Consider the following 23,446-nt stretch of genomic DNA (forward strand, 5'->3'; position numbering starts at 1 on the left):
ATAGATGGAGGACGGTCATGGACGGAAACTCAGGCGGCGGCCCGCTTCACTGCCCGGCGAAGGAGGGCAGGGCTCTCCGATCCCTGCTCGGGCGAACCAACCGCGACTGGTGGCCGAACCAGCTGTCGCTGGACATCCTGCGCCAGCATGGGGCCAGCGGCGACCCGCTGGGGTCGGACTTCGACTATGCGAAGGCCTTCCAGTCGCTGGACTACGAGGCGGTCAAGCGGGACCTGCACGCCCTGATGACCGACAGTCAGCCCTGGTGGCCGGCGGACTACGGCCACTACGGCCCCTTCTTCATCCGCATGGCCTGGCATTCGGCCGGCACCTATCGCACCGGCGACGGACGCGGCGGCGCCTCGTCGGGCTCGCAACGCTTCGCCCCGCTGAACAGCTGGCCGGACAACGCCAACCTCGACAAGGCCCGCCGCCTGCTGTGGCCGGTCAAGCAGAAGTACGGCGAGAAGCTGTCCTGGGCCGACCTGATGATCATGGCCGGCAATGTCGCGATCGAGTCGATGGGCGGGCCGGTGTTCGGTTTCGGTGGCGGTCGGGCCGATACCTGGGAGCCCCAGAAGGACATCTACTGGGGCAGCGAAGAGGAGTGGCTGGGGCGCGGCCGCTACGACGACAATGAGGTGCTCGAGAACCCGCTGGCGGCGGTGCAGATGGGCCTGATCTACGTCAACCCGGAAGGCCCCGCCGGCAAGCCCGATCCAATCGGCTCGGGCCGCGACATCCGCGAGACCTTCGCCCGGATGGGCATGAACGACGAGGAGACCGTCGCGCTCACGGCCGGCGGCCATACCTTCGGCAAATGCCACGGCGCCGGTGACGCCTCCAAGATCGGTGCCGACCCGGAAGGCTCGGATATCGCCCAGCAGGGCCTCGGCTGGCATTCGACCCACGAGAGCGGCATCGGCGACCACACCATCACCAGCGGTCTCGAGGGCGCCTGGACGCCCACGCCGACCACCTGGGACATGGAATATTTCGAGATGCTGCTGGATCACGAGTACGAACTGGTCCGCAGCCCGGCGGGCGCGCAGCAGTGGCAGCCGGTCGGCAATCCGGAGGACACCCTGGCCCCGGCCGCGCACACGCCCGGCAAGCGCGTCCCGACCATGATGACCACCGCCGACATGGCGATGAAGATGGACCCGGAGTACCGCAAGATCTCCGAGCGCTTCCGGGCCAACCCCGACCAGTTCGCCGACGCCTTCGCCCGGGCGTGGTTCAAGCTGTGCCACCGCGACATGGGACCCAAGGCCCGCTACCTCGGCCCGGAGGTCCCGAAGGATGACCTGATCTGGCAGGACCCGATCCCGCCGGTCGATCATCCGCTGGTCGACGCCGCCGACATCAAGGCGCTGAAGGCGAAGATCCTCGACTCCGGCCTCAGCGTCGCCGAACTGGTCTCCACCGCCTGGGCCTCGGCTGCGACCTATCGCAACTCCGACCACCGTGGCGGCGCCAACGGCGGCCGCATCCGGCTGGAGCCGCAGCGCAACTGGGAGGTCAACCAGCCCGAACAGCTGGACCGGGTGCTCAAGGTCTATGAGGGCCTCAAGGCGGGCTTCGATGGTTCGGCGGCCGGCGGCCGCAAGGTCTCCATCGCCGACCTGATCGTGCTGGGCGGCTGCGCCGCGGTCGAAAAGGCGGCCCGCGACGCCGGCCACGAGGTCGAGGTTCCCTTCACCCCCGGCCGGATGGACGCCTCGCAGGAGCAGACCGACGTCGAGGGCTTCGAGGTGCTCGAGCCCAAGGCGGACGGCTTCCGCAACTATCTGCAGGTGCGCTTCAGCGTGCCCACCGAGGAACTGTTGATCGACCGGGCCCAGCTGCTGGGCCTGACCGCTCCGCAGATGACGGTTCTGGTCGGGGGGCTGCGGGTGCTGGGCGCCAACCACGGCGGTTCGACACACGGGGTGTTCACCGACCGTCCGGGCCGGCTGACCAACGACTTCTTCCGCAACCTGCTCGACATGGGCACGGCGTGGAAACAGGTCGACGACAGCGCCGACGAGGTCTTCATCGGCACCTGTCGCAAGACCGACGAGCAGAAGTGGACCGCGACCCGCACCGACCTGGTGTTCGGCTCCAACTCTGAGCTGCGGGCCCTGTCGGAGGTCTACGCCGCCGACGACGCCGGCGGGAAGTTCGTCCGCGACTTCGTATCGGCCTGGACCCGCGTGATGAACGCCGACCGTTTCGACCTGCCCCGCGCCGCCCGGCTCGGCGCGGCGGCGTGACCTGAGCCCGGTCCGCCCCGGCGCCGAGGCGTCGGGGCGGGGCGCGCCGGTTCCAGCGAAGGGAGGCAGGCGATGCATCTTCGGGAGGTGAACGGCCTCGACGCGCGGCGAGCCTACTGGATTCCCGCGGTTGTCGCGCCGGAACGGGACTGGCCGGGCGCGCCCGGCAGCCGGAGAGGCTCACGCTATGTCGTCAATCCAGAGACGCTCCGCGCCAGCCGCGACGAGTTCGACGCGTTCGACAGCCGGTTGAGCTGCCTGCACTGGATCATGAATCACCGGGCGGCGCTCAATCAGACGCTGCCGGGCGCGGCGATCCGGGCGGTCCGGCTGGACCGCTGGCTGCTGGGTCTGGACTAGAGCCGGGGAGGGACGGCGCCGGCCTGGACGGGCGGGTTGGCCGGTGCGCCGGCGGGGCGCAGACCCAGTCGGCGCATCACCATGGCCGCCGGGCAGAAGCCGGTGATCGAGGACTGCATCAGGTTGAAGCCGACGAAGACCGTCAGCCAGACCCAGGCCGGGTTGACCCAACGGGTCAGGGCCAGACTGAGCAGCACCATGAATCCGGCGAACAATGTGACGGCGCGCTCGAGGGTCATGCCTTCGGCTCCTGGCTGGACGTGGGGGTGGGGGAGCGGCGCACCTTGTGGGCGCCGATCAGGTCGAGAGCCAGCTTCTCATAGAGCGGCTCGGCCTGGCCCTTGCGGACCTTGTGAAGGAAGTAGCCCTCGAAGGCGACCTTGGCGGTGTGCACCCAGCGGCCGCTGGCGGACCAGTTGATGTTGCGCGGCGGAATCTGAGGCTGGGCCATGAAGGCGACGCCGCCATCGCCGAAGTCGGCGAGGCAGATGGCGTTCCAGCTGGCTTCGAAGTTCGGCGGCTGGCCGTCGAGGATCTGCTTCAGATTGGCCGCGATGGCCGAGACCATGCTCTCGATCATGAAGCCCGTCTTCGGCACGCCCACAGGCACCGGGGTCGGGCCGGTCGGCGGAATGGCGATGCAGACGCCGAGGGCGAAGATGTCCGGCCATGTCGGATTGCGCTGGTGCTTGTCCACGAGAATGAAGCCGCGCGGATTGGTCAGTCCCTCGATCCCGCGCACGGCCTCGACCCCGCGGAAGGCCGGCAGCATCATGGAATAGGCGAAGGGCAGGTCGTGGTTGGCCTTGACGGCCCCGTCCTCGCCGACCTCCTCGACATGCATCATGCCGGCGTCGACGCTCTTCACCTTCGCATTGGTGATCCATTTGATGTGGCGCTGGCGCATCTCGCTTTCCAGCAGCCCCTTGGTGTCGCCGACCCCGTCGAGGCCGAGGTGGCCGATATAGGGCTCGGAGGTGACGAAGGTCATCGGCACCCTGTCGCGCAGCTTGCGGCGACGCAGCTCGGTGTCGAGGATCATGGCGAACTCATAGGCAGGGCCGAAGCAGGACGCGCCCTGAACCGCGCCGACCACGATCGGGCCGGGGTTCTTCACGAAGGCGTCGAAGGCCTCGGCCGCGTGCACCGCGTGGTCCACATGGCAGACCGAGACCGTATGGCCGTCGGGTCCGAGACCTGGGATCTCGTCGAAGGCCAGTTCGGGGCCGGTGGCGATGACCAGATAGTCGTAATGCATTGCCCGGCCATCAGCCAGGTCGATGCCCTTTTCGGCAGGCCGGATGCGGCTCGCGCCGACATTGATGAACTCCACGCCCTTGCGCTTCATCACTTCCGGCAGGCTGACCTCGATGGCCTCGCGCTTGCGCCAGTGCACCGCCACCCAGGGGTTGGAGGGGGTGAAGTGAAAGGTGTCGCCCTTCGACACCACGACGATCCGGGCGCGGTCGCCGAGAGTATCGCGGATTTCATAGGCGGCGATGGCGCCGCCCAGGCCTGCGCCGAGGATGACGATGGTGGGCCGGTCCATGGGCGGTCTCCTTCCCGAGAGGGTCTTCGATGCCTGACCCTGCGCCGTCCCGGACGCGCGGGCCTTGATCCGTATCAAGGCTCCTGATCGGCGCCGGGGGGACAGTTCTCAGGCTTGCAATCATATTAGCAGCATCTAATATTAGCGCAAGCTTACATAAGGACGATCCCATGACGACGCGCACGGCCCTGTTCGCCGCCCTCGCCGCAACCGCCCTTCTGGCCGGCGGCCTGTCGGCCTGCGGCGGGGAGCCCGAGGTGGTGGCGACCGCCCCCGCGCGAGGCGAGCGTCTGGCCGTGACCGAAGCCCTGATCGACGCGGTCAAGCCGGCTTCGGCCGTAGTCACTTCGCGCGATCTCGGCGACGCGCGCGCCCGCATTCCGGGCACGCTGACCCAGTTGAACGTGCGGGAAGGCGACATGGTGCGTGAGGGCCAGGTCATTGGCGTGGTCGTTGACAACCGGGTCGGCCTCGAGACGGCGGCGTACGGCGCCCAGGTCGCAGCCGCCGAGGCCGAGGCCGCGCGGGCCCGCGCCGACCTGTCGCGAATCCAGACCCTGTTCGACAAGGGTATCTACGCCCAGGCCCGGCTCGATCAGGCCCTTGCCGCCTCGCAGGCCGCCAACGCCCAGGTCAGGGCGGCGCGCGCCGTGCGCTCGGCCAGCGCCGAGACCGGGGCCCAGGGCCGGATACTGGCCCCGACCTCGGGCCGGGTGCTCACCGCCGACGTGCCTGCCGGCTCGGTGGTCAGCGCCGGTCAGTCGGTCGCCACCATCACCGCCGGACCGCTGGTGCTGAGGCTGGAACTGCCCGAGGCCCAGGGCCGCAACCTGCGGGTCGGCCAGACGGTCACCGTGTCCGGCGAAGACCTGCCCGGCGTGACCGGCGGCGTGATCGCCCAGGTCTATCCGGCCTCCACCGCGGGACGGACCACCGCCGACATCGCCGTCGACGGCCTCGCCAGCGACCGGGTCGGCCAGCGCGTTATCGTCCAGGTGCCCGTCGGTCAGCGGCGCGCGCTGGTGCTGCCGCGCCGGTTCATCGCCACCCGCTACGGCATTGATTTCGTGCGCACCGTCGACCGCGCCGGCCGCGTCAGCGAGGCCCCGGTCCAGCTGGGCGGCCCTGTGACGGGAGACCGGGTCGAGGTGCTGTCGGGCCTGACCGTCGGTGATGTCGTCCTCGCCTCCACCAGCGCCGCCGCGCCGGAGCCCGCCCGATGAACCTCGGTCTTTCCGGCCGGCTGACACGGGCCACGCTCAACTCGCCGCTGACTCCCCTGATGCTGCTGGCGGCCATCGCCGTCGGCCTCATGGCCGTGCTGTCGATCCCCCGCGAGGAGGAACCCCAGATCAGCGTGCCGATGGTCGACATCATGGTCGCGGCGCCGGGCCTCGGCGCCGCCGACGCCACCGAACTGGCGGCCAAGCCGCTGGAAGCCATCGTGCGCAGCATCGACGGCGTCGAGCATGTCTACACCCAGGTGCAGGACGACCAGGTGATGGTCACCGCCCGCTTCGTGGTCGGTTCTGATCCTGATGACGCGGCGGTCCGTGTCCATGAAAAGGTGCGCGCCAACTACGCCTCCATTCCCACCGGCGTGTCGGAGCCGCAGATCGTCACTCGGGGCATCAACGACGTGCCCGCTGTGGTCCTGACCCTGACGCCGCGCGCCGACGCGGCCGGGCGCTGGAGCGATCAGGCCCTCTACGATGTCGCCGCCCGGCTGCGCACCGAGATCGGCAAGGTCGAGGACGTCGGCCTGACCTTCATCGTCGGCGGCCGACCATCGGAGATCCGGGTGGAGCCGGACCCGGCCCGCATGGCCGCGCGCGGCGTGGCCCTGTCCTCGATCCTTGAGACCGTGGCCCAAGCCAACCGCAGCTTTCCCGCCGGTTCCGTCCGCGAACAGGGCTGGTCCCTGACCCTGCGCTCCGGCGAACGTCTGGCCACGCCTGACGACGCGGCGCTGCTGACGGTCAGTTCGATGGCCGGCGAGCCCGTCTATCTGCGCGACGTCGCCGATGTCGTCCAGGCGCCGCGCGAGGACCAGGCCCGGGCCGCTCACTACGCCCGCGCCGGCGACGGCTGGAGCCGGACTCCGGCCGTCAGCCTGGCCGTGGCCAAGCGCCAAGGGGCCAATGCGGTGGTGGTCTCCCATGCCGTGATGCAGCGGGTCGAGGCGCTGAAAGGCACATTGATCCCCGACGGCCTCGAGATCGTGGTCACCCGCGACTATGGCGAGACCGCCAATGAGAAGGCCAATGAGCTGCTGATGCACCTCGGCCTCGCGACCGTCTCCATTGTCATCCTGATCGGCTTCGCCATCGGCTGGCGCGAGGCGGGCGTCACGGCGGTGGTGATCCCGACGACCATCCTGCTGACCCTCTTCGCCTCCAACCTGATGGGCTACACCATCAACCGCGTCAGCCTGTTCGCCCTGATCTTCTCGATCGGCATCCTCGTCGACGACGCCATCGTGATGATCGAGAACATCGCCCGCCACTGGGCCATGGACGACGGCCGCAGCCGCGCCCAGGCGACCGTCGAGGCCGTGGCAGAGGTCGGAAACCCGACCGTGGTCGCCACCCTGACCGTGGTCGCCGCCCTGCTGCCCATGCTGTTCGTCTCGGGCCTGATGGGGCCGTATATGGCGCCGATCCCGGTCAACGCCTCTGCGGCCATGGTCTTCTCCTTCTTCGTCGCCGTGGTCATCGCGCCGTGGCTGATGATCCGCCTGGCGCGGAAGACCCTAGCCGGGGGGCACGGTCATGAGCACGGCGAGGGCATGCTGGGTCGCCTCTACCGCAAGGTGGCCACGCCGGTCATCCGCTCGCGCCGCAGCGCCTGGACCTTCCTGATCGTCGTCGGCCTCGCCACCCTGCTGGCCATGTCGATGTTCGGCTTCCGGGCCGTGCCGGTGAAGCTGCTGCCGTTCGACAACAAGTCGGAGCTGCAGGTCGTTCTGGACATGCCTGAGGGAACCAGCCTCGAGGCGACGGAGCGGACCCTGGCGGGCGCCGCGGCGGTGGCCCAGACCCTGTCCGAAGTGGAGTCTCTGGAGAGCTATGCCGGGACCGCGACGCCGTTCAATTTCAACGGTCTGGTGCGTCACTATTTCCTGCGCGCCGGCGCCGAACAGGGCGATCTCGCGGTCAAGCTGGCCCACAAGGCGCACCGCAAGCGCAGCAGCCACGCCGTCGCGCTCGATCTGCGCCGCCGCCTGGCCGATCTGCCGTTGCCGGCGGGCGCGTCGCTCAAGGTGGTCGAGGCCCCGCCGGGGCCGCCGGTGCTGGCCACCCTGCTGGCCGAAGTCTACGGCCCGGACGCCGACACGCGCCGCGCCGTCGCCGCTGAACTGGAAACCCTGTTCCGCGCCCAGTCGTCTGTGGTTGATGTCGACAACAGCTACGGCGTCCGCCGACCGGTGCTGCGCCTGATCCCCGATCGCGAGAAGATCGAACGCTTCGGCCTGTCCGAACGCGAGGTGCACGACTCCATCGCCGCCGTCATGGGCGGGCAGGTGCTCGGCTACGCCGTCCGCGACGACGAGCGGACCCCGGTCGAAATCGCCGTCCGGCTGCCGCAGTCGGCCCGGGCCTGGACCGAACAAATGGCCGTAATGCCCGTGGCGGTGACGACGATCGACGGCGGTCGCCGCCTGGTCGAGCTGGGCGAGGTCGTCGAGGCGCGTCGCGAGCTGGCCGGCTGGCCAATCTACCGCCGCGACGGCCGCGCCGCCGAAATGGTCACTGCCGAGCTGGCGGGCCAGTTCGAGGCCCCGATCTACGGCATTCTGGCCATAGACGCGGCCATCAAGAACCATGACTGGAAGGGTTTGCAGCGCCCTGAAGTCCGGCTCAACGGCCAGCCGACTGATGAGACGGTCCCCACCGTGCTCTGGGACGGCGAGTGGGAGATCACATGGGTGACCTTCCGCGACATGGGCGCCGCCTTCGGCGTGGCCCTGCTCGGGATCTATGTTCTGGTCGTCGCCCAGTTCAAGGATTTCCGCATCCCGCTGGTGATCCTCACCCCCATCCCCCTGACCCTGATCGGCATCGTCCTCGGCCATATGCTGTTCGGCGCGCCCTTCACCGCAACCTCGATGATCGGCTTCATCGCCCTGGCGGGGATCATCGTGCGAAACTCGATCCTGCTGGTCGACTTCATCCGCCACGCCCGAACGCCCGGACGGCCCCTGCGCGAGGTCCTGCTGGAGGCCGGCGCCATCCGCTTCAAGCCGATCCTGCTGACCGCCCTGGCGGCCATGATCGGGGCGGCGGTGATCCTGTTCGACCCGATCTTCCAGGGGCTGGCCATCTCCCTGCTGTTCGGCCTGATCTCCTCGACGATTCTGACGGTGCTGGTGATCCCGGCCATCTATATCGCGTTGAAGGACGACGGCCGCCCCCTGGCCGCGCCCGGAGCCATGCAAGAGACGCCATGACCGATGTCCTGCCCACGCCGAACGCGGCCGCCCTCGCGGAACTGGAGGCCAGCGCCGCCCCTGCCGCCCGGCTCATGCGGCTGTTCGCCAATGAGCAACGGCTGATGCTGATGTGCCGGCTCAGCGAGGGCGAGTGCGCCGTCGGCGATCTGGCCGGCTATGTCGGGCTGTCGCAGTCGGCCTGTTCGCAACATCTCGCCCGGCTGCGCGACGCGGGCGTCATCGCTCCGCGCCGGGACGCCCAGACCATCTACTACGGCATCGCCGATCCGGCCGCCGCCCGGGTCATCGCCCTGCTGTGCGACATCTATCGCGACAGACCGGAGGCATCGAACTCATGACCTATTTCACAGCACGCACCGTCGAGGGCGACTTCGAAGCGGTCGTTGAACGCACGCGCGGCGCGCTGCAGAAGCACGGCTTCGGGGTCCTCACCGAGATCGATGTCCAGGCCACGCTGAAGACCAAGATCGGCCAGGACTTCCGTCCCTACCGCATCCTCGGCGCCTGCAATCCGGTCATGGCCCACGAGGCCCTGAAGATGGAGCCGCACGTCGGCGTCATGCTGCCCTGCAATGTCGTCGTCCAGCAGACAGAAGGCGGCGTCGAGGTCTTCGCCGTCGATCCGGCGGCGTCGATGAGCGCCATCGACAATCCCGAACTGCTCCGCCACGCGCAAAAGGTCGGCGAGCATCTGGGCGCCGCTGTCGCGGACGTCTGACGTTCAGCTTCGGCTGGTCAGGTCGATGAGCGGGTCGGGCTCCATCCGCGAAGCGGACGGATGACGCCGCGAGCCGACGCGCGGCTCCGGCCGCGGGGCTGACGTCGAGTGAAGATCACGGCGAACAGGCGACACATCGCCGCAAGTCTTTGCGCTAGATCAAGGCTCCGACTGCTCAACGGTGAAACATCGCCTGTGTCCCTTGGGTAAGGAGGGCAGGCTGACCACGGCAAATCGCCGGTGGTCTCGATGTTGGACACTAAGGCGTGGTTCGGCAGTTGCCGCTCCATTAACTTGGCGTCGTTCGACGCGGGGGCGGCTGTGCATGTCGTGAGCCCCGACAACCCGTCCAGCGCTGCCCCACATCTCTGAACAAAAGGATGGATTACCAGAAATGGTAAACAAAACTGGGGTTGCATTAACTGACTTTTACTACTTCTTAGATAAGGGGTCAGAATCCCTCTATGAGTCGATTAGAGGTCGGGGCTGTCATGGTAAGCGCGGATCACTCTTCCTTGAGAAGTGCGGCTTCGGTCGCCGCCGCAGGGCGTTCCCGATGGCCCAGGGGCCCGGAAATCCTGCCTCTCGCGCCCCGGCCCGCCACCCGGGGTCCCCAAATGAACAACGATGAAGCCTGCGATTGGTGGTTTACCCAAGACCCGTTGCCGCGGTTTGTCGTGAGCGATGACGGGCGCCTTCTGTCCGCCAATCCGGCGGGCGATGCGGCGTTGCTGGACGGGCGCCTGACGGCGAACGGCGCCGGAGTGCTGAAATTCGGTTCCGCCGGATGCGACGCCTCCTTCCTGGCGGCGGTTCGCGCCGTGGCCGGGAAGGGGACGCATTGTCGCGCGGTGCTTCGCCAACGGCATGGCGGCTGGTTCGCGGCGGGACTACACGGCTCGCCGACCGAACCTCTCGCCGTTGTGGCTCTGCGCGAGGAACTGGCCCCTGATCCCGAGGCGATGGCCGCCATCGGCGCCGCGTTTCGTCTGACGGCTTCAGAGCTGGACGTTCTCGAATGCCTTTTGATCGGCCAATGTCCCAAGACCGCAGCGACCGATCTGAACATTTCGGAACACACGGTGCGAGCGCATCTCAGAAGCATCTATGCCAAGATGAATGCGCGCGGAATCTCGAGTGTTATCCGGCTTTCGTGCACTTTTCTCTAGTATGAATCTCGGTCAATTTTGACGATTAATGATGGTTGACTATAGCGGGGATGCAACACTTTCGACCAACTGTTAGCGAATCAGTACCGGGCATTCGCCTGGTGCGGAATTAGATTTCAGTTTTACTGGTCGGTCCGCCTTCAACTCTGGAGGTTGCTATGCGTCATCTTATCTCTAGTGCGGCTGCTGCCGCCATGCTCCTGGTCGCCCCGGCTGCGGTCCAGGCGCAGGACACCACCCTGGTCGTCACCACCAACGTCGAGAACTACTGCTCCATCGGGCTGGCCAATGTGGCCGGCAGCAACGTCGCCGTGGCCAACGGCGTCCGCCAGAAAGTCACCACCCTGCGGATGTCCTGCAACTCGCCGTCCGGCGCTGCGCTGACCTCGGTGGCCGCCAATGGCGACCTGAAGTCGGCCGCGGGCGTCCTGATCAACTACGATTGGGAACTGGTCGTCCCGGCGATCGCCAGCCTCGGCTTCGCTCCGGAAGACACCTTCCCGACGAACTGGACCCGCATCACCAACTCGGGCGGTTACAGCGAGGCCTTGGCCGACGGCGTCTTCGCCGACCTGTTCCTGAACCTCTGCTACGGCGTCCCGGGTGGTCCCGGAGCGGGCGGCACGCAGGGCGATCCGACCAATCCTGGCTCCAGCGGCTGCGCCAATTCGCCGTCGGGTCCGGGCGCCTCGGAAGCTCCCGCGGGCACCTACTCGGAGACCTTCACCTTCGACCTGAATCCGGCCTGATCCGCCGGCGCCTCGGGGCCGCCTCTCGCGGCGGCCCCAACCCGGCCTGGCCGGGAACGTGAGTATCCTTTGGGGGAAATCACCATGCGTCTTCACCGTTTCATCGGCCTTGTGGCCGCCAGTGTCCTGTTCTGGACCGGCGTCCCGCCGGCCATGGCCATCGACGTCACGCCGATGGTCATGCACATCACGCCTTCCGGAGCCAGTTCGGGCTACCGCCTCAGTATCAAGAACACCGATGATCAACCGGTAACGGTCGAAATCCAGGCCTTCGTGATGGAGGTGGACGAAGACGGCCGGCGGTCATTGAGCGAGGAGGTGGACGACCTCGCCATCTTCCCGCCGCAGTCGGTCATCCCGCCCAACCGTGAGCAGGTCGTCCAGGTGCGGTATGTCGGGGCGCCCGACGCCGGACCGCGGATGTATCTTGTCCGGGTCGGGCAGTTGCCGATCACCTTCTCTTCCGCGGATGGCGAGGCCACCGGCGCGGCCGTTCAGGTCGCTTTCAACGTCAATACTCATGTGCTGATGGCCCCGGCGGGGTCGCGGCCGGCGTTGCGTGTCGTCTCGACCCGGACAGCCGAGAATGGCGACATCCTCGTCACGGCCGAGAACCAGGGCGTGGGCTTCGCGTCCCTGAGGCAGGCCCGCTACGTGCTGACCGCCGCCGACGGCAGGGTCGTCGAGGTCGCCCCTGAGGACGTCGTGGTCGGGCAGGTGAGCACCCTGCCAGGCGGAGCCCGGCGTAACATTCGCATCCCGGCCGCCCTGGCGCCGGGCATCGGCGCAAACGTCACGGCGTCGATTGAACTGAGCTAGGCGGGCTGCCGTGTCTGGGCCCCCAACCGGGCGCCGCCCCCGCCCGGGCGCCGCCAGCCGCCGCCGCGTTGGCGCAATCATGTGCCTCGGCGGCGGTCTGGCGGTCGTCTCATCGGGTAGCGCGCTTGGCTATTCCGATGAACCCCTGTCGACCGACGAACCCATGCGGACCGCGGGAGGGCGCTACGCCCATGTCGTCCCCATTGGCCGGTTCGCCCCTTCGAACGTGGAAGAGGCGATCGGGACCCCGGCGGCGGTCTTCGCGCCAGATGAACCCACGCCGGTCGCCGCGGCCCCGCGCATCACCCAGGAACAGGCGCCCGTCACCCGGCCGACGCCTGTGCTGGTCCCGATTCAAGGGCCCCTGCTGCTCGACGGTCGCTATCTCGGCGACATCAGCGGCGCGGTCGACGGCCAGGGCGACGGTCTCGTCGCCGCGGATCGTCTCCTCGATTTGCTGGAGCCCCTGGTCAGTCCCGATCTGGCCGAGAGCCTTCGGGGGCAAATCCTGGGCCGGGAACAGGTCGCCATGGCGGACCTCCGTTCGGAGGGGTTCAACCTGACCTTCGATCCCTTGTCGCTCAGCTTCAACGCCACACTCGCCCCTCGCGCCCGTGCGCGCCGAGAAGTCAGTTTCGGCGACGCCCAGGTGATTGATCCGGCGAGCTTCGATCAGCCCGCCAATTTCGCCGCGGGCGCCAATCTGAGTGTGGCCCAGCGCTATTCGCACGACGGCGACGGCTTCTCCCCGATCCAGGCCGGGGTCGATGTATTTGCGACATGGGGCGGGTTCGGCGGTGTGACGCTCACCGCCGGCGCCGACTATGATGGTTCGTCCCCGCAGGACAAATGGCGCCGCCGCGAGGTTCGCCTGACCAAGGACATCTTCTCGTCGGCCGTGCGGCTCACCGCCGGGGAGTTTTCTCCGCCGATCGAGAGCTTTCAGGGATCCCGCCGATTCCTCGGCGTTTCCGCGGCCCGCGCCTACTCCACGATCCGGCCCTTCCAGAACATCCGCCCCGCCGGTCGGCGCGAATTCATCCTGGATCGCCCCTCGTTCGTGGAGGTGGAGATAAACGGGGTGGTCGTCGAACGCCTGCAACTGGACGCCGGCCCCTACTCGCTGGCGGACTTCCCCTTCGCCCAGGGGCCGAACATCGTCCGGCTCCTCGTCGAGGACGACACCGGCCGGCGCGAAATCGCCGTCTTCGATCTGTTCGGCGGCGCCGGTCTGCTCGACCCGGGTGTCATGGACTTCGGCGTGTCGGCAGGCGTGCTGGAGGAGGGCGGGGATCTGGAATACGGATCCACGCCGGCCTTCTCCGGATTCATGCGCACCGGACTCAGCGAAGTGCTGACGGTTGGCGCCAATGCGCAGCTGACCGACGAGCGGGTCCAGGCGGGCGCGCTCGCGACATGGGGCGCTCCCTTCGGCCTCCTGCAATTCTCGACGGCGGCCAGCCACGGCGGTCCCGAGAGCCGGACCGGCGTCATCGCGGCGGTCGATTACCTGCGCGAAGCGGTCCTGTTTGACGACATCGACGCCCGGTTTATCGTGTCCCTGCAGGCCACCAGCCGGTATTTTCAGTCGGCCTTCAGCGAGGGCGCAGTCAACCGCGAGCGGTGGCGCGCGGCGGCGCAGGCGGTGCTTCGGCGCGGCGACTATTCGCTCAATTTCGGCAGCGCCTTCGCCAAGGGGCGGGACGCTCACCCGGACCAGACGGACCTGACGCTGGCTCTGGGCCGGAGCTTCGAACGTTTCGCCCTGAATCTCACCCTGGGTCATCGCTCGTTCGGCGACGACAAACCCTCCGAGAACCGCATCGGGCTGTCGCTCACGGCCCGTTTTGGCGGTCGATGGACGGGGGCCGCGCGCTACGAAAGCCAGGACCGGAGCCGCGAGGTCAGCCTCTCGCGGTCACCGACGGGCCGGCTCAACGACATCAGCGGCACGCTTAGGCTGGCCGAGGATCGAAACCAGCAGGCGCTCGCCGCCGACGTTCGATACATCAACAACCGCTTCGACGCGCAACTGGTCTCCAACCGTCTTGTCACGAACCGGCCGGGCGGTCGGACCACCCAGGAATCCCTGTGGCGGGTGTCGACCTTCCTCGGCTACGCCGACGGGACGCTGGCCCTGGGCCGTCAGTCCCGCGAGGGCTTCGTTATCGCCAGCCGTCACCCCACGCTGAGAGAGTCGAGTCTGGCGCTGACGGATGGCGGAGGGGATGCGGTGGCGCGCGCCGGCTGGTTCGGCCCAGCCCTGGCGCCCATCAACCGGGCCTACGGGCTGAACCGGTTCGTGGTCGTCGTGGACCCGCTGCCGTCCGGCTATGATCTTGGCGCCGGCGTGGTGTCGACCTTCCCGGGCTATGGATCCGGGTACCGTGTTGTGATCGGCAGCGACGCCTCCCGCACGGTCATCGGCGTCCTGTCCGGCCCCGATGGACCGATGGCCCTGATCAGCGGTTCTATCGAAGCGGTCGACGGCGACGCCGATGCGGCTCCCCGCCTGTTCTTCACCAACCGGGCGGGCCGGTTTGTCGGCGACGGCCTTGCCCCTGGCCGCTACCGGATGATCGTCCGTGGGGCGCCGGTCGCGGAATTCGTCATCCGTCAGGACCAGGAAGGAGTCGTCAATGTCGGCGAAATTCGTGCACAGATCCCATAGCGGGCGTGGCCTGGCCGGGGCGGCGGCCGGCCTGTTCCTTGTTCTGGCCGCCCCCGCGGTCGCCTGCGATCTCATGGTCGAGCCGCCCCAGGCGGTGCGGATAGAATACAATCCCTTCGCTGTGGGCGCGTCGACAGGTCCGCTGGACATCGAGTTCCAGAACCGGTCCGACAGCGCCTGCGAACTGCGCCTGCGGCTGGTTGACGACATCGGCGATCCCAGGCCGGCCATTGATCTGGGCGGCGTGGTGGTGGAGTTCCGGCCACGGGAGGCGTCGGGGCTTTTCCGGCGCGATCTGGAGCCGGGCGTCTTCCTTCTGAGCGTCGCCGGAAACGAGACGGTGCGGGCTGAGATCGATGCCGCGGTTGTGCACAACGCCGTGGTCGAGGCGGGCGACCACCTGGCAGACCTACGCCTCGCCATCGAGGGGCCGGGCGGCGAGCCGGCCGTTCCGGCCGTGCCATTGCGCGTGATCCTGCGGTCCGCACCTCGCGCACAGGTCAACATCGCCGGTTCGGCCGGCGCCTTCGGGTCCGGATCGTCGGTGGAGGTCGTGGATTTCGGTCTCGCCGCCACGGGCGTGACCCGCCGGGTCTTCGTGCAGGTCCGCGCCAATGCGGAGTCCACGCTCACCGTGAAGTCGCAACACCATGGCGTGATGCGGCACCTGGAAATGGGGGAGGCGGGGACCGTGGTCGCCTACGGGCTCGAACTTGACGGCCAGCCCGTCGACCTGTCGGAGACCTGGACGCGGCTGGTCGATCCCCCAAGGACGCTCGAGGGCGTCTCGCTGCCGATGGACTTCACCCTTGGACCCGTCGCCGGCCAGATGTCGGGCCGATATGAGGACCTGCTCACCATAGACATCTCGCCAAACTAGCCGCCGAGCCGCGGGCTCCGACCGAATGGAGGACGACATGTGGAGATTCATCCGGCGGATGGTTCGGCGGTTGAGATGCCGGCGTCACCGATGGAAGCCGCTGCGCCAGCGCCCGGGTCAGGAGTTTTGCAACCTCTGCGGCGCCCGTCGCAGGATGGCCGGGGCGACTGGGTCGGTCGGCGGCGCCAAGCTCAATCCGTGAACCCGAGAGAGGACCGCAGGACCAGCAGTTCCTCGACAACGGTATCGCTGGGCGCCCCCAGCTCGCTGGACTGTTCCAGGACGAGGGTCAGGGCGCGCAGGTGAACGCGCAAGGCTTCCGTATGCCAAATTCCCCGGCTCGTCAGGCCGTCGAGCATCACGCAAATGCCGCGGGCGACGGCGCCGACCGCAGCCATTCCGGCGGCTTCCGCCACCTCAGCGACATTCATCGCCGGTTCTGCGATGGCCTGGCACCCGGCGAACAGCGCCTCCTCAGGCTGTTCAGCCCAGTTGGCGAGAACGGCGACCCTGCCGGCCACGAAGGCCTCGATGCGGCCAGCGAGAAGGGCGACGCGTGCATCGGCGTCCGAGACCAGGCTGTCGACCGTGGGGCCGTCCCTCGATAGGGCCTGGGAAATGCGGTGTCTGACGGCATATACCCGCGCTTCGTTCATGGCCTCTCCTAACCGAATAGCGCGGTGACATCGTCCTGGGACATGGCCCGCTCCGGGTCCCCGATCAGGGCGAGCGCATCGCCCCGGCGTTCGGGGATGTCGGGCGGAAGCGGGACCGTCCGGACCCGGCGATCCGGTCCGCAATAGCCATCGGACTCAACGAAATCGCGGGTGTCGCGCGCGATCCATTCGATCCGGTTCAGCAGGACCGCGGGGGCCACGGGCTTCCGCACGATCATGTTGGCCCCGGCGTCGCGCGCCTGAACGACCATATGCTCGGGCGTGTAGCTGTGCAGGATGACGATCGGAACCGTATGGTTGGGCAGCGACGGCTCGGACCGGATGTGCCGGGCCAGATGCAGACCGTCCTCGCCCGGCATGGCGTAGTCGATGAGGATCAGGTCGAATTTCTCGTGGGCGATGACGAAGCGGGCTTCGTCCGGAGACTGGCAGGCTTTCAGCTTCTCCAGCCGGAAGCCCGCGAGGATCTGCGAGAGCAATTCCAGCGACTGGGGATTGTCGTCGATGACCAGGGCCCTGGTTCGCCGCAGGTCCAGCCGGATGCCTGTTACCGCCATGTCCGCGTCCCGCTTCCTCTGTCGCACCCGACCGGCGTCAGGGTTCCAGAAAAAGGCGGTCGGCCGCCGCCTGGTCGAGGCCATACCCCTCGGGGGCAGGGCCGTTCAGCAGCGGGTCCTGCGGTCGGGATGTCGATGGGGCGTCATTGAACAGGGCGCAGAGCTGCTGCAGTCGCTGGCCCGTGAGGTCCTGAAACGCGCAGCTTTCAAGGATCCGCAGAAGATGCCGCTCAAGTCTTTCGGCGGCGGCCGCGTCGACTTTGCTGATCGCGGGCATTTCCTGAAGTCCGGCGCCGGCTGCGGTCAGGATGACATCCACCGCGGCTTCGACTTCCTGCCGGATCAGGCCCAGGATCGCGAGGGGCTCGCTCATGTCAGAGCTCTCCCAATACGGTGGTGAGCTTCTGCTTCAGCACCGCCAGGGTGAAGGGCTTGATGATGTAGTTGTTCACCCCGGCCTGGCGCGCGGCCACGACGTTCTCGGTCTTGGCCTCCGCCGTGATCATGACGAACGGCGTCGCCTTGGTGCGCGGGTCCGCCCTGACCGCTTTCAGCAGTTCATAGCCGGTCATCGGCGCCATGTTCCAGTCCGACAGGATCAGACCATAGTCGTTCTCCCTGATCTTCTGCAGGGCGCTCGTCCCGTCGATCGCATCATCAATGTTCTTGAAGCCCAACTGTTCAAGCAAACCACGCACGATCCGAACCATCGTCTTGTAGTCGTCAACGACGAGTACGTTCATGGACTTGTCGACGGCCATCTCTGGGCTCTCATTCTGCTGGCGGGACGGTCTTTCGCGGCGAAAGGTGCTGGGCGATGGATAACAGGAGGTTACCGGTGTTCGTCTGGTGCAATGTATCGGTGTCAGAAACGATGTTTTAAAATGCACCGTGGGTGCAAAAGGTCGTCTATTGGGCGGCATTATGTGGAGCAATAAAGCATTCGCTGTTCCGTGATAAATAACGGAGAGGGCTGTGCGAGCCAACGTTGCTTAGTAAATCCGCGCATTAAAGTCGTATTAACCAACAGCACCCTCTCTCTACACGGGGATGAATTGGGGGTGGCGCTTGGACGACTTGGTTGCCGACTTTATCGCCGAAACCCGTGAGGGTCTGGAGGCGCTGGATAGCGAACTGGTGCGGTTCGAGCAGCAGCCGGGCGACCCGGCCACGCTTGGCGGCATCTTCAGGCTGATCCACACCATCAAGGGCACCTGCGGTTTCCTGGGTCTGGTCCGGCTGCAGACGGTCGCCCACGCGGCGGAGAACGTGCTCGGCGCCTTCCGGGACGGGGTGTTGCCCGTCACGCCGGTCGCTGTGTCCGCCGTCCTCGAGACGGTGGATCTGATCCGGTCCCTGACCGACGCGCTCTGCGCCACGGCGTCGGAACCGGAAGGGGATGATTCGGCCCTGATCGCGCGGCTGGAGGGGCTGCTGGAGGCGCCCGTGGCGGTCGCCGACGATGCCCCGGCGGCGGCCGTCGCTCCCCAGGATGAGGAAGACACGCGCCGGCTGATCTGCCGTCTGGGCGGAGACGCCACCCTGGATGCGGCGGCGGAAGCCGCGGTCGGTCGGCTGGCGTCCGACGGCCTCGTCGGGGCGTTGTTCGCGAACGCAGACCCCGACCGGCTCCAGGCCGCGATGCGCGACAGTCTCGGTTCTCTGGCCCGAAAGGTGGAGCGGGGGCGCGGCTTCGCGGCCGCCCTGGCCGGATTCGTCGACAGCCCGCCCACGACCGCGGAGGCCGAGCGGGTGTTCGCCTTGGTCGGGGAGGCCCTGGGCGCGCTGGAAATCCCCAACACCGTCATTGACGAGCTGGCGATGCTGGTCGACTGCGAACCCGCCGGGGCGGCGGTATCCGCTCCGGAGGCTTGCGCCGCCCCCGCGGCGGATGCGGTCGTCGAGACCGTCCCGGAGTCGCTCGCGGCCGTGACAGTCCCCGGCGAAGCGCCGGCGCCCAGGTCCGAGGCCGAGGCCTCCTCCGGCCCGGCCCAGACTATCCGGGTGAGCGTCGACGCCCTCGAGCATCTGATGACGGTCGTCAGCGAGCTCGTGCTGATCCGCAACCAGCTGATCCAGACCCTTCGCCTGGAGCCCGAGAGCCCGTTCGCGGCGCCGCTGAACCGGCTGAACCAGGTCACCAGCGAGCTGCAGGAAGGGGTGATGACCACGCGTATGCAGCCGATCAGCGGGGCCTGGGCAAAGCTGCCGCGACTGGTGCGCGATCTGGCGCAGGACCTGGGCAAGTCGATCGACCTGGTCATGGTCGGCCAGGACACCGAACTGGATCGCCAGGTCCTGGAACTGATCAAGGACCCGCTGACCCACATGATCCGCAACGCCGCGGATCACGGGCTGGAGACGCCCGCCGAACGGGCGGCCGCCGGCAAGCCGGAGACCGGGCGGATCACCCTGCAGGCCCGCCACGAGGGCGGCGCGATCGTCATCGAGATCTCCGACGACGGGCGGGGGCTTCCGGCCGGGAAGCTCCGCGCAAAGGCGGTGGCGGCCGGCGTGCTGACGCCCCTCCAGGCCGAGCAGATGTCCGACCTTGAGGCGCGGCAGCTGATCTTCCTGCCCGGGCTGTCGACCGCGGCGGAGGTGACGTCCGTGTCCGGGCGCGGGGTGGGGATGGACGTCGTCAGGACCAATATCGAGAAGATCGGCGGGGCCATCGAGCTGGCCTCGGTCGAGGGCCGCGGGGCCTGTTTCACCATCCGCATCCCCCTGACCCTGACGATCGTTTCGGCCCTGATCGTGGAATGCTGCGGCGAGCGGTTCGCCATGCCGCAGTCCAGTCTGGTGGAGCTGGTCAGCGCCAGCGATGGCTCCGGGCGGACCATCGAATACATCGACGGGGTGGCGGTGCTGAGACTGCGCGACCGTCTTCTGCCGCTGGTGTCGCTGCAGACGCTGCTGGGCCTTGAGCCCGCGGGGGAGCCGCCGGCCGAGGCCTGCATCATCGTGGCCCGGGTCGGGGCCTTCACCTTCGGCGTGATCGTGGATCGGGTCTTCGACACCGAGGAAATCGTCGTCAAGCCGGTCGCCAGCGTCCTGCGCCACCTGAAGCTCTATTCGGGCGCCACCATCCTGGGCGACGGGTCGGTCATACTGATCCTCGATCTCAAGGGGATTTCGGTCGAGACCGGCGCGGGCCAGGGCGCGGCCGGGGTGCTGGACGCCGAAGACGCCGGGGAGGCGGGCGACCGCCAGGCGGTGTCCGCCCTGCTGGTGTTCCGCGCCGCCAATGACACGCTCAAGGCCGCGCCGCTGGCGAACGTCTCGCGCATCGAGGAGGTCGCCGCCGACCAGATCGAATGGATCGATGGCCGCAGCGTCATCCAGTACCGCGGACGGCTGATGCCGATCATCGGCCCCGACGCGGCGGCGGCGAACGCCTGGGAGGGGCCGGACCAGCGTCCGCTGCTGGTCTTCACCCGCGACGATCGGTCCGTGGGCCTGCTGGTCAACGAGATCGTCGACATCGTCGAGAGCGTGGTCGAGACCGACATGACCGCCGCCGGCGCGGGGGCCCTGGGCGGGCTGATCATCGGCGGGGTGGCGACGGAGCTGATCGACGTCGCCTACTACTGGACCCGGGCCTTCCCCGACGAGGCCCCCGCCGCCGCCGGCGGGGGCGCCGACCGCCGGGCCGAGGCGCCGGCGGCAGAGCCGAAGGATCAGACGACCGGCGCGGAGGGCGCCGCCCGGCGACGCCTGCTGCTGGTCGACCAGAGCCCGTTCTCGCAACTCCTGCTCCGGCCCCTGCTGGCCCAGGCGGGATATGAGGTGGTCGTGGCGGAAGACCCGGTGGTGGCGCTCGGCCTCTACGACGCCGGCGAACAGTTCCAGCTGATCATGGCCGACACCTCCAGCCCGGAGAACGCGCGGCAACTGGCGGCGACGCTCCATCGTGCGGCCGGCTGGCACAGGACGCCGCTTCTCAGCCTCGCCGTACACAACACCATGACAGCCGAGGGAGCGGGCGGAATGTCCCATTCGACACTGCTGGACGCCGTATCCGGCGCCCTTGGCGAACTCAGGGGAGCCGCATGAGCATCCGTGTCGAGAACTCGCTGGTGGCGACCGACTCCTCCGATGGCCTGGTGTCGATCCGGGTCGGCGCCCAGACCTTCGGCGTGCCGGTCCTGTCGGTGCAGGACGTCATCTCCGAGACCCCGATCAACCGGGTGCCGCTCGCCCCGCCAGAGGTGGCGGGATCGCTCAACCTGCGCGGCCGGATCGTCACGGCGGTCGACATGCGCCGCCGCCTCGGCATGGAGCCGCGGGCGCCGGACGACCGCTCGATGAGCGTGATCGTCGAACACGGCGGCGAACTCTATGCGCTGGTGGTCGATGACGTCGGCGACGTGCTGTGGCTGGAGCCCGCCGAGCATGAGCCGGGCCCCGTGACCCTGTCGCCCGAATGGCGGGCCGTTTGCACCGGCCTCTACCGCCTTGAGGACGAGTTGCTGCTGGTCCTGAACATCGCCCAGGTCCTGACGCTCTCCGGACCCTCAACCCTGGCCGCCTGACACGAAGACTTCCGCCAAACCCCGCCGACAGCCGCTTGGCGAGCCTCAGAAGGAAACCACCATGTCCACCGCCGCCGCCCTCAAAGCGTCTGACGACACCCTGGCGTACGACGACCTGCTGGAAGACTACCGCGGGCAGGTCGACGCCATCCGCAAATCCCAGGCGGTGATCGAGTTCGCCCTCGACGGCACGGTCCTCGACGCCAACGACAATTTCCTCAACGCCCTCGGCTATTCGCTCGCCGAGGTGCGCGGCAAGCACCACAGCCTGTTTGTCGATCCGGCCGAGCAGGCGGGCCCCGAGTACCGCGCCTTCTGGGAGCGGCTGGGGTGCGGCGAGTACGACGCCGGCCAGTACCGGCGCATCGGCAAGGGCGGACGCGAGGTGTGGATCCAGGCCAGCTACAACCCGATCATGGACGGTTCGGGCAAGCCCACCAAGGTGGTCAAATACGCGACCGACATCACCCGCATCGTTCAGGAGCGACAGGCAGGGCTGCGCGTCCAGCGGGCCGCGGAAACCCTGACCAGCTCGCTCATGATGGTCGACCGGGATCTGGTCATCACCTACGTCAACGACAGCACCAGGAAGCTGCTTAAAGGCATTGCGCCGGAAATCCGGCTGCTGTGGGCGGATTTCGATCCGGACCGGATCGTCGGGACCTGCATCGACCGCTTCCACAAGGATCCGTCGCACCAGCGCCGGCTGCTCGCCGATCCGTCGCGCATGCCCTACGAGACCGACATCCGCATCGGCGGCCTGGTCATCCACCTGTGCGTCAACGCAACCTACGATGACCAGGGGAACCATGTCGGCAATTCGCTGGAGTGGGCCAATGTGACCGAGGTCCGCGCGGCCGAGGCCCTCAACACCGACCTGGCCAATCAGATGGCGGCGATCAGCAAGGCCCAGGCGGTGATCGAGTTCACCATGGACGGCCGGGTCGTTACCGCGAACGCCAACTTCCTCAAGACCCTCGGCTATTCGCTCGAGGAGATTCAGGGCCAGCACCACAGCATGTTCCTGGCGCCGGCCGAGCGGAACACGCCCGAGTACCGCGCCTTCTGGGAGAAGCTGAATCGCGGCGAGCACGACAGCAACCAGTACAAGCGGATCACCAAGGACGGGTCCGAGGTGTGGATCCAGGCCAGCTACAACCCGATCTGCGACGCCGCCGGCAAGCCGATGAAGGTGATGAAATACGCCTCGGACATCACCGCTCAACGCAAGATCGCCGAGCGGGTCAAGGAGATCTCCAACATCGTCTCGTCCGCCTCCACGGAGATGCGCGCGACGGCCGAAGCCATGGCCCAGACGGCGGCGGAGGCGACCACCCAGGCGGCCGCGGTCGCCAGCGCGGCCCAGGTGGCCTCCAGCAACGTCCAGACGGTCTCGGCGGCCGGGGAGGAGCTCTCGGCGTCGATCTCCGAAATCGCCCGCCAGGTCGCGGAGTCCACCAACATCACCCAGCGGGCCGTGTCCGAGACTGACACCACCAAGGCGGCCATTCAGACCCTGGCCGAGGCGGCGCAGAAGATCGGCAACGTCGTCACCCTGATCAACAACATCGCCGGCCAGACCAAACTGCTGGCCCTGAACGCCACGATCGAGGCGGCACGGGCCGGAGACGCGGGCAAGGGCTTCGCGGTGGTGGCGTCGGAGGTGAAGAGCCTGAGCGACCAGACCGCAAAGGCCACGCATGAAATCTCGTCGGAGGTCTCGGCCATGCAGGCGGCGACCAGCACCTCGGTCTCGGCCATCCAGGGCATCGCGGACACCATCGGCAAGGTCGCCGAGATCGCCGCCGCCATCGCCAGCGCGGTAGAGGAGCAATCCGCCGCCACCGGGGAAATCTCGGCCAATGTGACGGAGGCGGCGGCCAGCACCCAGGAGGTGTCCAGCAACATCCAGGGGCTGAACGAGGGGGTGTCCCAGACCAGCGCCGCCTCGGCGCAACTGCTCACCGCCTCGGGCGAACTGGCGGTCCAAGCCGAGGCCCTCAGCCGCGAGATGGACGGACTGCTCTAGAGCCGTCCGCAGCCCCATTCCTGCG

The 23,446-nt window shown here is 68.0% G+C and carries 20 protein-coding genes; 14 read left to right on the forward strand and 6 right to left on the reverse strand.

Going from position 1 to position 23,446, the window contains the following annotated elements:
- Window positions 1-17: 17 nt before the first annotated feature.
- Both katG and V6M45_RS10160 read left to right on the forward strand, forming a co-directional pair.
- Complete coding sequence (katG, locus tag V6M45_RS10155) at window positions 18-2,255, forward strand: catalase/peroxidase HPI (protein ID WP_332656071.1); 2,238 nt, start codon at window positions 18-20, stop codon at window positions 2,253-2,255.
- A 72-nt stretch (window positions 2,256-2,327) separates the two neighbouring features.
- The gene (locus V6M45_RS10160) at window positions 2,328-2,615 is read left to right on the forward strand and encodes a hypothetical protein (RefSeq protein ID WP_332656073.1); all 288 of its coding nucleotides are present in this window, start codon (window positions 2,328-2,330) and stop codon (window positions 2,613-2,615) included.
- Here V6M45_RS10160 and V6M45_RS10165 read toward each other — a convergent pair.
- The gene (locus V6M45_RS10165; protein ID WP_332656075.1) at window positions 2,612-2,854 is read right to left on the reverse strand and encodes a YgaP family membrane protein; all 243 of its coding nucleotides are present in this window, start codon (window positions 2,852-2,854) and stop codon (window positions 2,612-2,614) included. The genes V6M45_RS10160 and V6M45_RS10165 overlap by 4 nt on opposite strands.
- The gene (locus tag V6M45_RS10170) at window positions 2,851-4,164 is read right to left on the reverse strand and encodes an NAD(P)/FAD-dependent oxidoreductase (protein ID WP_332656077.1); all 1,314 of its coding nucleotides are present in this window, start codon (window positions 4,162-4,164) and stop codon (window positions 2,851-2,853) included. The genes V6M45_RS10165 and V6M45_RS10170 overlap by 4 nt, the downstream gene beginning before the upstream one ends.
- Window positions 4,165-4,334: 170 nt before the next feature.
- On the opposite strand from V6M45_RS10170, the gene V6M45_RS10175 reads away from it, so the two are divergent.
- The 9 genes from V6M45_RS10175 (at window position 4,335) to V6M45_RS10215 (ending at window position 15,623) form a co-directional block, all read left to right on the forward strand.
- The gene (locus tag V6M45_RS10175) at window positions 4,335-5,387 is read left to right on the forward strand and encodes an efflux RND transporter periplasmic adaptor subunit (protein ID WP_332656079.1); all 1,053 of its coding nucleotides are present in this window, start codon (window positions 4,335-4,337) and stop codon (window positions 5,385-5,387) included.
- Entirely contained in the window at window positions 5,384-8,614 is a 3,231-nt protein-coding gene (locus tag V6M45_RS10180) for an efflux RND transporter permease subunit (protein WP_332656081.1), read from the forward strand. The genes V6M45_RS10175 and V6M45_RS10180 overlap by 4 nt, the downstream gene beginning before the upstream one ends.
- Entirely contained in the window at window positions 8,611-8,955 is a 345-nt protein-coding gene (locus V6M45_RS10185) for an ArsR/SmtB family transcription factor (protein ID WP_332656083.1), read from the forward strand. The genes V6M45_RS10180 and V6M45_RS10185 overlap by 4 nt, the downstream gene beginning before the upstream one ends.
- The gene (locus tag V6M45_RS10190; protein WP_332656084.1) at window positions 8,952-9,335 is read left to right on the forward strand and encodes a DUF302 domain-containing protein; all 384 of its coding nucleotides are present in this window, start codon (window positions 8,952-8,954) and stop codon (window positions 9,333-9,335) included. Before V6M45_RS10185 ends, V6M45_RS10190 begins: the two co-directional genes overlap by 4 nt.
- Before the next feature lie 617 nt (window positions 9,336-9,952).
- Window positions 9,953-10,504, forward strand: a complete 552-nt coding sequence (locus tag V6M45_RS10195) for a helix-turn-helix transcriptional regulator (RefSeq protein WP_332656086.1) — start codon at window positions 9,953-9,955, stop codon at window positions 10,502-10,504.
- A 194-nt stretch (window positions 10,505-10,698) separates the two neighbouring features.
- Complete coding sequence (locus V6M45_RS10200) at window positions 10,699-11,253, forward strand: hypothetical protein (protein ID WP_332656087.1); 555 nt, start codon at window positions 10,699-10,701, stop codon at window positions 11,251-11,253.
- 84 nt (window positions 11,254-11,337) lie between these two features.
- A complete protein-coding gene (locus V6M45_RS10205; RefSeq protein WP_332656088.1) occupies window positions 11,338-12,072 on the forward strand; it encodes a fimbrial biogenesis chaperone in 735 nt (244 codons plus the stop codon).
- A 163-nt stretch (window positions 12,073-12,235) separates the two neighbouring features.
- Window positions 12,236-14,743, forward strand: a complete 2,508-nt coding sequence (locus V6M45_RS10210; protein ID WP_332656089.1) for a hypothetical protein — start codon at window positions 12,236-12,238, stop codon at window positions 14,741-14,743.
- Entirely contained in the window at window positions 14,727-15,623 is an 897-nt protein-coding gene (locus tag V6M45_RS10215; protein ID WP_332656090.1) for a hypothetical protein, read from the forward strand. The genes V6M45_RS10210 and V6M45_RS10215 overlap by 17 nt, the downstream gene beginning before the upstream one ends.
- 191 nt (window positions 15,624-15,814) lie before the next feature.
- On the opposite strand, the gene V6M45_RS10220 is transcribed toward V6M45_RS10215, so the two are convergent.
- Genes V6M45_RS10220 through V6M45_RS10235 form a run of 4 tightly spaced genes read right to left on the reverse strand, consistent with a single transcriptional unit; the run spans window position 15,815 to window position 17,618 of the window.
- Window positions 15,815-16,279: a hypothetical protein gene (locus V6M45_RS10220; RefSeq protein WP_332656092.1), complete on the reverse strand. Its 465-nt coding sequence runs from the start codon at window positions 16,277-16,279 to the stop codon at window positions 15,815-15,817.
- An 8-nt stretch (window positions 16,280-16,287) separates the two neighbouring features.
- Window positions 16,288-16,857: a response regulator gene (locus V6M45_RS10225; protein ID WP_332656093.1), complete on the reverse strand. Its 570-nt coding sequence runs from the start codon at window positions 16,855-16,857 to the stop codon at window positions 16,288-16,290.
- A gap of 37 nt (window positions 16,858-16,894) precedes the next feature.
- Complete coding sequence (locus tag V6M45_RS10230) at window positions 16,895-17,230, reverse strand: hypothetical protein (RefSeq protein WP_332656094.1); 336 nt, start codon at window positions 17,228-17,230, stop codon at window positions 16,895-16,897.
- Window position 17,231: 1 nt separating this feature from the next.
- Window positions 17,232-17,618, reverse strand: coding sequence for a response regulator (locus tag V6M45_RS10235; RefSeq protein WP_332656095.1), 387 nt, complete (start codon window positions 17,616-17,618; stop codon window positions 17,232-17,234).
- Between the two features lie 307 nt (window positions 17,619-17,925).
- On the opposite strand from V6M45_RS10235, the gene V6M45_RS10240 reads away from it, so the two are divergent.
- The 3 genes from V6M45_RS10240 (at window position 17,926) to V6M45_RS10250 (ending at window position 23,421) form a co-directional block, all read left to right on the forward strand.
- Entirely contained in the window at window positions 17,926-20,913 is a 2,988-nt protein-coding gene (locus tag V6M45_RS10240; RefSeq protein WP_332656097.1) for a chemotaxis protein CheW, read from the forward strand.
- Window positions 20,910-21,392 (forward strand): chemotaxis protein CheW, encoded by a 483-nt coding sequence (locus tag V6M45_RS10245; RefSeq protein WP_332656098.1) that lies wholly within the window; start codon window positions 20,910-20,912, stop codon window positions 21,390-21,392. Before V6M45_RS10240 ends, V6M45_RS10245 begins: the two co-directional genes overlap by 4 nt.
- Window positions 21,393-21,453: 61 nt before the next feature.
- A complete protein-coding gene (locus V6M45_RS10250; protein ID WP_332656100.1) occupies window positions 21,454-23,421 on the forward strand; it encodes a methyl-accepting chemotaxis protein in 1,968 nt (655 codons plus the stop codon).
- Window positions 23,422-23,446 lie beyond the last annotated feature (25 nt).

It is taken from the genome of Brevundimonas sp. (assembly GCF_036676055.1).
Taxonomy (GTDB): Bacteria; Pseudomonadota; Alphaproteobacteria; order Caulobacterales; family Caulobacteraceae; genus Brevundimonas.

What these genes read in the sequence shown, in the direction of transcription:
- V6M45_RS10230 (WP_332656094.1), bottom strand. Translation starts at nt 17,230, where the DNA reads ATGAGCGAGCCCCTCGCGATCCTGGGCCTGATCCGGCAGGAAGTCGAA.
- V6M45_RS10205 (WP_332656088.1), top strand. Translation starts at nt 11,338, where the DNA reads ATGCGTCTTCACCGTTTCATCGGCCTTGTGGCCGCCAGTGTCCTGTTC.
- V6M45_RS10180 (WP_332656081.1), top strand. Translation starts at nt 5,384, where the DNA reads ATGAACCTCGGTCTTTCCGGCCGGCTGACACGGGCCACGCTCAACTCG.
- V6M45_RS10170 (WP_332656077.1), bottom strand. Translation starts at nt 4,164, where the DNA reads ATGGACCGGCCCACCATCGTCATCCTCGGCGCAGGCCTGGGCGGCGCC.
- V6M45_RS10200 (WP_332656087.1), top strand. Translation starts at nt 10,699, where the DNA reads ATGCTCCTGGTCGCCCCGGCTGCGGTCCAGGCGCAGGACACCACCCTG.
- V6M45_RS10225 (WP_332656093.1), bottom strand. Translation starts at nt 16,857, where the DNA reads ATGGCGGTAACAGGCATCCGGCTGGACCTGCGGCGAACCAGGGCCCTG.
- V6M45_RS10190 (WP_332656084.1), top strand. Translation starts at nt 8,952, where the DNA reads ATGACCTATTTCACAGCACGCACCGTCGAGGGCGACTTCGAAGCGGTC.
- V6M45_RS10195 (WP_332656086.1), top strand. Translation starts at nt 9,953, where the DNA reads ATGAACAACGATGAAGCCTGCGATTGGTGGTTTACCCAAGACCCGTTG.
- V6M45_RS10175 (WP_332656079.1), top strand. Translation starts at nt 4,335, where the DNA reads ATGACGACGCGCACGGCCCTGTTCGCCGCCCTCGCCGCAACCGCCCTT.
- V6M45_RS10165 (WP_332656075.1), bottom strand. Translation starts at nt 2,854, where the DNA reads ATGACCCTCGAGCGCGCCGTCACATTGTTCGCCGGATTCATGGTGCTG.
- V6M45_RS10185 (WP_332656083.1), top strand. Translation starts at nt 8,611, where the DNA reads ATGACCGATGTCCTGCCCACGCCGAACGCGGCCGCCCTCGCGGAACTG.
- V6M45_RS10160 (WP_332656073.1), top strand. Translation starts at nt 2,328, where the DNA reads ATGCATCTTCGGGAGGTGAACGGCCTCGACGCGCGGCGAGCCTACTGG.
- V6M45_RS10220 (WP_332656092.1), bottom strand. Translation starts at nt 16,279, where the DNA reads ATGAACGAAGCGCGGGTATATGCCGTCAGACACCGCATTTCCCAGGCC.
- katG (WP_332656071.1), top strand. Translation starts at nt 18, where the DNA reads ATGGACGGAAACTCAGGCGGCGGCCCGCTTCACTGCCCGGCGAAGGAG.
- V6M45_RS10245 (WP_332656098.1), top strand. Translation starts at nt 20,910, where the DNA reads ATGAGCATCCGTGTCGAGAACTCGCTGGTGGCGACCGACTCCTCCGAT.
- V6M45_RS10250 (WP_332656100.1), top strand. Translation starts at nt 21,454, where the DNA reads ATGTCCACCGCCGCCGCCCTCAAAGCGTCTGACGACACCCTGGCGTAC.
- V6M45_RS10210 (WP_332656089.1), top strand. Translation starts at nt 12,236, where the DNA reads ATGCGGACCGCGGGAGGGCGCTACGCCCATGTCGTCCCCATTGGCCGG.
- V6M45_RS10235 (WP_332656095.1), bottom strand. Translation starts at nt 17,618, where the DNA reads ATGGCCGTCGACAAGTCCATGAACGTACTCGTCGTTGACGACTACAAG.